This window comes from Acinetobacter harbinensis (genome assembly GCF_000816495.1).
GTDB lineage: Bacteria > Pseudomonadota > Gammaproteobacteria > Pseudomonadales > Moraxellaceae > Acinetobacter > Acinetobacter harbinensis.
This window is the reverse complement of the sequence record NZ_JXBK01000001.1, coordinates 1,792,044-1,801,268: the sequence shown is the minus strand read 5'-3', so window position 1 is coordinate 1,801,268 and position 9,225 is coordinate 1,792,044. Positions and strand designations below refer to the sequence as shown.

Sequence of the window (9,225 nt, the reverse complement as noted above, 5' to 3'; positions counted from 1 at the left end):
AAATCAGCCACCGTTATGCTGAGATTTTTTTAGCTCAAAAATCCTGTTTATTTTAACTGATGAAACTGTATATCGGATGTTGGGTAAATTTGAGCATTGCTAAAATCATTTACATCAAATCATGAGCTTGTTGAATATTCAAAACATTTCTGATCTAAAGTTGTTTTCAACAAGCTCAAAAGTCTAGATTAAATGTAATAACTGGTTTTAGTCATTAGTTTAGAAATAGCCGTCATGCTAATACGTACCGCAGCAGGTAACTCGACACCACCGGCATTTAAAGCGGTCTCTCGATGCTGTAATTCATCTGCATTCATTTGCACCAGAATTTTACGTGAGCGTTCATCCTTCTCAGGTAACTGATGGATATGTTGTTGCAGATGTAGACTGACTTGACGCTCTGTTTCTGCCACAAAGCCTAAACTGTATTTATCACCCACCATACCAGCAATTGCACCCATACCAAACGACAGGCCATACCACACGGGATTAAATAAGCTGGTGTGGCTATCCAGTTCTTTTAAACGATCTTCACACCATGCCAAATGATCTTGCTCTTCAATTGCGGCTTGTTGCATTTCATGCCGTACATTCGGTAGTTTTGCAGTTAGCGCTTGACCATGATAAAGCGCTTGAGCGCAGACTTCTCCGCTGTGGTTTACTCGCATTAAGCCGGCCACATGACGTGCTTCGGTTACCATCAGTTGAGTTTCGACCACATTAGCAGGATTTTCCCGCTGAGCCGAAGTTGTTCCGGGCACTAAACTGCGTAGCGCTTGGTCAAACGAATGAATAAATTTGTCGATACCGGTATATTGACGCATAAAATTAATCCTCTAAAGTTTGATGTTGCTGTGCCGCTAGCATAGGTTTAAGTCGAAACAACAGCCAAGTGGTAAAAATGGCGCTTAGAATAGCCGTAATACTAAAAAGTATTTTAATATCAATCTTAAATATACTTAAGATGACAATAGAAAAGAGCGCTGAGGATACCATGAATACCGCATTCAAAATATTGTTGGCCGCCACAACGCGTGCACGATGTGAGCGCGGTGAAAAGGCTTGCATCATGGCGTATAAAGGTACGATATAAAAACCGCCACTTATGCCCAATAGAGTAACTGCCAGCATGACATGATAATAGCTAAGTCCTTGGCTAAATATATCATTTAGCCCAAGCATAACGCCATTTTGTTGAGGTACAAAAGCCAAGCTTGCAGCCAAATAAAAGGCAAATACGGTTAATCCAATTGCGCCCATCGGCACCATTTTTAAATTAACCTCTGAACCACCAATTCTGCGACACAACAATGAACCCACACCAATCCCCACAGAAAATAAGGTCAATAATAGGCTGACCACATTTTCAGAGGCATGTAGATTTTGCTGAGTCATTTGCGGAATTTGCGTCAGGTATGTTGCGCCATAAAACCAATACCAAGAATTACCCAATAAAATTAAAAAAACCATGGGTAAGCTTTTGGCATATTTTAAGGTTTGATAACTGGTTCTAAAAAAATTCCAATCAATCTTAAGCGCAGCTGAAGTTACTGTTTGTTTTAAAACAAAACGACTCGAAAAATAACCCAATACAGCAAGAATAATGACGGTTAAGCTAATCCACAATAAATTGCCTTGTGAGGTGGAAATCACCGCGCCGCCTAAAATCATCCCCAATAAAATGGCCACAGATGTGCCGGATTGAAATAAGGCATTGCCGGACATGAGCTCATTCGGTTTTAAAATTTCCGGTAAAATAGCGTATTTAATTGGGCCGAAAAAAGTTGAGTGTGTGCCCATTAAAAATAATGCCAACAGCAATAGCCACAATTGTCCCAGCAAGAAGCCCGCTGCGCCGATTAACATAATGACAATTTCAAAGATTTTAATAATACGAACTAACTTTGCGCGCTCATATTTATCGGCAATTTGTCCCGCTGTGGCTGAAAAAATAAAGTAGGGCAAGATAAACAATAGCGCAGCGAGGTTGTTCAGTGTGCTGACACTGGCTGCTTGTTGATGAATCCAGCCATAAGTAATAACCAACAGCAAGGCCTGTTTATAGACATTGTCATTCAATGCGCCAAAAAATTGAGTAACAAACATGGGTAAAAACCGACGCGTGCTAAGTAAATGTTCATTTTTTTCCATGGTTTATCGGCTTCATTAAGTTTTATTAAGAAATGTGAGCATTTGGTAAAATACAATAAAAATAATGTATTATGTTTTGAACTTTTTATTTCGATAAAATTCCAATAGATTTTAGTTCGTTAGTCAGCTTGCATTGGGCATTTTCATTACAAATATTAGATGAGTTTAGAGTTTTTTATGCCTTCAAACCTGAATTTTAAAAAGTCGACATTGAACCTCAGTGTCCGTTCTTTCATACAGTGGAATGATCCAGGTAAACAATGCTGTCTAACTCTATTTTTAATGCTCTCGGCACAACACGGTTTTGCCCAAACCCCTGCATCTAACACCTTGGTTAATGAAGCAGAATTCCAACAACAACTCAAGAGTGAAGCTGTTAAACAGGGCAGAGGCAGTGATGAAAATCTTGCAAAAATCGAAAATTTTCAAGAAGAAAATACGCAGCCGCTAGACAGTTTGCAAATGCTACAACAACAAGAACAAGCGATACAACCTTTAACAGAATTTATTCCGATTGAGTTTGAAGACCTAGAACAACTTCCTGTTGCGCCCGTCAGTCAGAGCATGGCGGATGAAATTTTCCGCGTCGCAGAAGACGCAAAAAGCCAAGCCCAACAATACCGCGCCGGTCAAGTCACCGAGATGGTTATGCCAGAGGTAACGCAACAAGAATTGGCTGAAATTAATCAGGCACCGGTCAATGTAGATCAACTAATTTCCAGTATTCAAGCAGACAGCCAAATTGTGGTCGAAGCCAATGAATCAGGTAAAACTTTGGCTGAAGTTGATGTTATTGATGAGCTACAAGAACCGAGTTTCTTTAAGCGCTGGTTATATAAAATTAGACCCTCACGTCAATTAAATACCGCCAAAGTGCCACGTATTCGTGCCGATGTAGATATTTCTACAGTAAACAGCACTCAAGTTGCAGACAAAGACTACACTGAAGCCCTAGAGAACTTAAAAACCAATATTAAGGGCAAATTATCTACTTTTACCCAAGAGTCTTTTAGTGATTTTCCTTCTGCATTGCCGCAATTAAGAACCATGTCCAATCAAGCTGCGCAAGCGGTCGGTTTTTACAATGCCAAGTTTAAGTTTGAAAAGGTGAGTGATGCTCGTGTTCGGGTCAGTGTCACGCCAAATGCAGCGGTTCGTATTGAACAGCAAAATATTGAATTTAGCGGTGTAGGTGAAAATCAACCGCAGTTCCAAGTGATTCGTATTTTACCCGATCAAGATGTCGATGATATTTTTAACCATGGTTTATATGAAAAAACCAAAACACGTATTCGAGATGCCGCCAGTAACAATGGTTTCTTTGATGGTTATTGGCGTTTGCACGATGTAAAAGTGGCGCAACCTCAAGATACTGCAGATATCAATTTACGTTATGAAACGGGCGAACGCTATAAGCTGGGGGCAGTTGAGTTTCGCATGAGTGATTCGGCAAAACCGTTTCCGCTTGATCTTGATGTCTTGCAAAGCATGGTGTCATGGCAAGATGGAGCGGACTATACGTTTTGGCGTGTCAATGGTTTGGCCAATAATTTGACCAACTCACGTTATTTTAATTACACGTTGGTGGATGCAGTACGCCCTGATCCAATCGAGCTGCCTTTAGAGCTTCCACCGGATATTCAAGCGTTGGTTGATCAGCAAAAACTCTCAGAACGTGACGCCACCACGCAAGGTAAAAAAACAGAGCCTTCTTCCAAAGAAGTCACGCAGTCTGTGGTGGACGAAACACAATTTGCCGGTAAAACCGACAGTGAAGACAATCCAAATTTACGTCAATTGCGTATGCAACAAGAAGATAAACAAACTGAAGAAGAACGTTTAAAACTTCAAGCACGTGAAGAAAAGAAAATTCCGGTTATTGTGACTTTAAATGCAGATCAGTTAAACAGTGCAGAAGTGGGTGCCGGTTATGGTACCGATACTGGTGTTCGCGTACGTGGACAATATCGCCGTGCCATTGTCAATCGCCGTGGTCATTCTTTTGATGCCAACTTGGAAGTGTCTAAAATTCGTCAATCGGTGGACGGTCGTTATAATATTCCCTATAAACATCCACTGAATGATTATATTAGTTTGGTGGCAGGCTATGAGCGTGAAGAACGTAATAACGTCGCACAAGGCAATGGGCTGATGATTGAATCCGCGGTGGGCGGTGCAGATCGCATTATTAAAAATCCGCTGGGGCGTTGGCAACATACCTTTGGCGTGCGTTATCGCTTAGATCGCATTACTCAAGATGGTATCGTCGATTTTGATCAAATTCCTGATGCATTTTTAGCCAATGCTAATGAGCAACAACAGTCATTATTGGCCGGTTATGAAGCCTCTTTAACCACGACAGATAAGCGTCTTAATCCGAGTAAAGGCTTTAAGCAAACTTATAAAGTGGAGTTGGGCAGTGAAACTTTATTGTCTGATGCGGATATGGCGCTTTTAAATGCCAGTTGGCGCTTTATTTACTCCTTGGGCGAAAATGATAATCATCAGTTTGTAGGGCGCGGCGATTTAGGTTATATCGTAACCGATGATTTTACTAAAGTTCCCTATAATTTACGTTATTTTACCGGTGGCGATCAAACCATTCGGGGCTTTGATTACAAGAGCTTATCGCCTGAACAAGATGGTTTTAAAATTGGTGGACAAGCATTAGCTGTTGGCTCTTTAGAATATAACTATCAATTTAAAGAGGGTTGGCGTGCTGCGGTATTTACCGATGTTGGTAATGCGTATGATCAAGATTTTAAAACACCTACAGCGTATGGCGTAGGTTTAGGTGTGCGTTGGGCATCCCCGATTGGCCCTATTCGTATTGATGTTGCTTCTGGTATTTCAGATGATGATCATCCTATTCGAATCCATTTCTTTATTGGTTCACCTTTATAATTTTAGTTTTTAGAGAGCATTATGGCTGAAGTAGAACAGCAACCTGAAACCGAAACGCCGCGACCAAAAAAACGTCGTATTGTAAGAAGTGTCCTTTTTACACTGCTTATGGTGGTGGTTTTATTGCTGGCCTCTTTTGCCGTCATGTTTACCACGGATAAGGGCAGTAAATTTCTGCTTGATCGTGTATTAGAGCGTCAGCAAATTATTCACTATGAATATGAAGGCGGTAATCTTTTACAAGGGGTAATCCTTAAAAATATTTTAGTCACTTTGAAGCCTGTAGACGTCAAAATCGATCGTGCAGATGTCACGTTGGGTTGGCGCGCGATCTTAAAAAAAGAAATACATCTAAATCGTGCTGATATTCGTAACTTACAAGTTATCTCAAAAAGTGAAACCACGGATGAGCCGTTTAAATTCAGTGAAATTCGTTTGCCTTTTGTTTTACGTTTAGATAGTGCAGACGTCGATCATTTACTCATTAAAAGCGGTTCTAATCAGGTCGATTTTAAAGATATTCATTTAAATGATGCGCTGTGGTCAGGTACTGAACTTAATTTTGAAAATACGCGTGCAGATATGGGCTATTTGTCGATAAAAAATGCTGCGGGGAAAATGACCTTTGCAGGTAAGTATCCTCTAAATGCTGTTGCCGACTTAAATATTCCTGCATTAAACGATAGCTTGAACATTCATACGATTAAAGTGGTGGCTAGAGGTTCTTTAGATACCATTCAAGTGGGTGTGGCCACCCATACTCCTGATTTATTAACCGGTTGGGCAGTGGTACATCCTGTACGTAAACATGTTCCAATGTTTGGTGAGTTACAATTTAAAGAATACCACTGGCCCTTGCTGACAGAGCAGAAGCTCTTTACCCAAGCAGGTGTGGCTCAATTTAAAGGTAATATTGACCGTTTAGACTTGGATGTTGTGACTGATTTAAGCGGTAAAAATATTCCTCAGGGACAGTACAATGCCACCATGTATACCGATTTAGTTCATCAGTTAAATATTAATAATTTAAATGGTCAGTTGATGAAAGGTGCAGTCAATCTGGCGGGCGTTGTGAGCTGGAAAGATCGAATCAGTTGGGATATTCAGGGGCGCTTGGATAAAATCAATCTAAAAGATAAGCTTATTCCTGTCGTGGTTCAAGATTTTTTACCGCCAACGGTGGATGGTAAAATCGCCTCAAAAGGACGTTTAGAAAAAGGCCTGCATCTCACGGCTTTAGTTGATTTTGATCGTTATGAAACATGGAACATTAAACTGGATCAGGCAGAGCAAAAAGGCAAGCAGCCTAATCCGATGTTATTGGATATCGCTTGGAAGAATATTGATCGCGCCGTGCCTTATGTGGGATGGCTAAATAGTCAGTCTGGTGATGTTCAAGTGGCTTTGGTTGAAGGCAAACAAAATATTCATGTGGCAACGTCAGTATCTAAAAATGAAAAAAGCACATTGCCAGCAGGGCTATATAGTGCGCAACTTAATCTTAAAAATAACACTTTAAATATCCCTGATTTTAGTTATATTGCCGGTAAAGGTCGTTTAACGGGAAATGCTAAAATCCAATTGCCGACGGATAAGCATCAATTAAAATGGGATGCCTTGTTAAATGCCAAAGATTTCAACCCGCAGATCGTGCTGGATACCGCACCTGTCGATTTAATCAATGGACAAATCAAAGCCAATGGTTTTGCAAAACCAAATCAACAAATTATTCATTTAAATGCGATTAATTTAACCGGTCGTTTGGCACAGCAAAGTACGCCAGAAACTGTGCGTTTGACAGGACGTAGTACCGCTGCAATTTTATTTCACAATCAAAAGCAAGGCGGTGGATTTAAGAGTTTTGCGGTGGAATATGATGGCGGCTTAAATGCCAGTCAAATTCAAGCCAGCGAAGGATTACTAAAATTTAAAGTTTCGGGTACACCTGAATTTATTAAGATTGCTGAATTAAAACATGTCGGTGTGGCTGGTAAAATTCTGGCCAGTGGTTTGGTGAATCTTAAAAATGGTATCGCTTGGAATGTAAATGCTTCACTGGTGCGCTTTAAACCACATTATTTTGTTTCATCTATTCGAGGTGAGTTATCCGGTAATGTCAAAACACAAGGTGTGTGGTCAGATGCGCTAAAGCGTATTAATATCGAAAAATTAAATTTAGCCGGTATTATCAATAACAAACCCGTGCGTGGTACAGGTAATTTGGCTGTAGTGCTGAATTCCAATCAGAAAGGCTTTTTACCGCAGCAATTTGAAGCCAATAATCTCTATTTGTCTTATGCAAAAAATCAGATTCAAGCCACAGGTAACGCGCAAAATCTTAAATTTAAAATTAATGCGCCGGCTTTATATGAGCTTTATAGTGGCTTACGCGGCCGTGCTTATGGCTATTTAAATGTGCAATCACAGCCGCGCTTACAGGCCACTGCAAATTTAGCTGTGGATGATTTTGGATTTAATAATCTACTGAGTATTAAAAAATTACGTATTCAGGGGGAACTACCCACTTCAGCAACGACGCCTACATTGCTGACTGCTAAAATGGATAATTTGCGCAGTGGTTCACGTGAAATTCAACAAGGTGAAATATCACTGGCAGGAACACGTAAAGCGCATATCTTAAAAATTGAAGCCAAAAATAGAATTTCTAAATTTTATGTACACTTGGCTGGTGGTTTTAATGCACAAGATGATTGGCTTGGACAAATTCAAAAAGGTGATTTTGATTCTTTACGTGTACGCTTAGTACAACGCCAAAATGCCACATTAATTTATACTGCAGCAAAAGCAGAGTTATTTGTGGGGGCGCATTGTTGGTCAAGTCAACAAAGTCAGTTATGTTTTGATCAGCCGATTCGAATCAGTAAAAATAAAGGTAATGTCTCTTTTATTACTCAAAACGTTGACTTAAATGACTTTGCTGCATTTATGCCAGAAGGTTTAGCCATCACCGGTAAAGTGAATGGTTATGCTAAAGCTGCATGGTTAAAAGGCAGCAAGCCCAAAATTGATGCCAAACTGATCACGCGTAATGGCATTATCGGATTGGCCGCAGAAGACCCACAAGACAGTGGTTCTACGCTTAAATATGATCAGCTTGCTTTGATCATCAAAAGTATAGCCGAAGGTCTACAAGTGCGTTTAGATGTTAAAACGCCTGAAATAGGCACTGGCTATGCCAATGTGATTATTGATCCGTATAAAGACAGCAAACCGATACGTGGTGAAGTCGCTTTTGATCAAGTGCAACTCAAGCTGTTAAAACCTTTTATTCAAGATATACGATCACTAGCCGGAACCTTATCTTTTGCAGGAAAAATTGCAGGTACCTTAACCCAGCCATTGTTTAATGGTGAAATGCGCCTTAAAGATGGTGCGATCAGTATGATTTCGCTGCCGGTGAATTTAAGCAATATTCAAGTGTATTCTTCAATTCGACAAGATCATGCCAGTATCAATGGCGCATTTAATAGTGGCCGCGGTGTGGGCGCATTGACCGGTAACGTCGATTGGAAAAATGATCCACGCATTCAATTGCATTTAAAAGGTGAAAATCTATTAATTCGCCAAGCACCGTTGATTACTGCATTGGTTACACCAGACTTAAGCTTAGATGTACTGCCATTTAAGAAAAAACTTACTTTAAATGGTAAAGTTGATGTAATACGTGCGCTGATCTCGATGCCTGAATCCTCAGCTCCTGTGGTCAATGTCTCATCGGATGTACGTGTGGTTTATGAAGGCCAAGATCAGCTGGCAATATTAAGAGCGGCTCGTCCATGGGATATTCGAGCAGATGTGATGGTGGATTTAGGAAATCAGGTGATTTTCCAAGGTTTTAATAGTCGTATTCCATTACTCGGGCGTTTGTATCTGTCGCAGCGCGGATTAGAAACCGCAATGCGTGCCAATGGTGCCATTGGTGTCAGTCAAAAGGTGAAAATTGAAGCTTATGGGCAAAGTTTAGATTTGAACCGTGCCATTGCGCGTTTTAATGGGCCTTTGTCTAATCCAACGCTCGATGTCGATGCCAATAAAAATGTACAAGGCAGTACGGTAGGTGTGCGTGTAACTGGAACGGCCACCAGTCCAAATATTCAGATTTATAATGATGCTGGCCTATCTGAGCAAGAAGCTTTGAATGCTTTAATT

At 40.5% G+C, this 9,225-nt stretch carries 4 protein-coding genes; 2 read left to right on the top strand and 2 right to left on the bottom strand.

Translation table 11 applies throughout. The annotated features are described in order from the left end of the window. Nucleotides 1–188 precede the first annotated feature (188 nt). Together coq7 and SE27_RS08410 are read right to left on the bottom strand one after the other, a co-directional pair. Nucleotides 189–824, bottom strand: a complete 636-nt coding sequence (gene coq7, locus SE27_RS08415; protein WP_039622539.1) for a 2-polyprenyl-3-methyl-6-methoxy-1,4-benzoquinone monooxygenase — start codon at nt 822–824, stop codon at nt 189–191. Nucleotides 825–828: 4 nt separating this feature from the next. Beyond that, complete coding sequence (locus SE27_RS08410; RefSeq protein ID WP_039622538.1) at nt 829–2,151, bottom strand: MFS transporter; 1,323 nt, start codon at nt 2,149–2,151, stop codon at nt 829–831. Nucleotides 2,152–2,328: 177 nt separating this feature from the next. Between SE27_RS08410 and SE27_RS08405 the strand changes: the two genes are divergently transcribed. Beyond that, on the top strand, nt 2,329–5,055 hold the full coding sequence (locus SE27_RS08405; protein ID WP_039622535.1) for an autotransporter assembly complex protein TamA: 2,727 nt from the start codon (nt 2,329–2,331) through the stop codon (nt 5,053–5,055). 21 nt (nt 5,056–5,076) lie between these two features. After that, nucleotides 5,077–9,225, top strand: a 4,149-nt coding sequence (locus SE27_RS08400; RefSeq protein WP_455549981.1) for a translocation/assembly module TamB domain-containing protein, incomplete at its 3' end; no start/stop codon positions are given.

Coding starts and splice junctions, on each gene's coding strand:
- coq7 (WP_039622539.1), bottom strand. CDS start 824: ATGCGTCAATATACCGGTATCGACAAATTTATTCATTCGTTTGACCAA.
- SE27_RS08410 (WP_039622538.1), bottom strand. CDS start 2,151: ATGGAAAAAAATGAACATTTACTTAGCACGCGTCGGTTTTTACCCATG.
- SE27_RS08405 (WP_039622535.1), top strand. CDS start 2,329: ATGCCTTCAAACCTGAATTTTAAAAAGTCGACATTGAACCTCAGTGTC.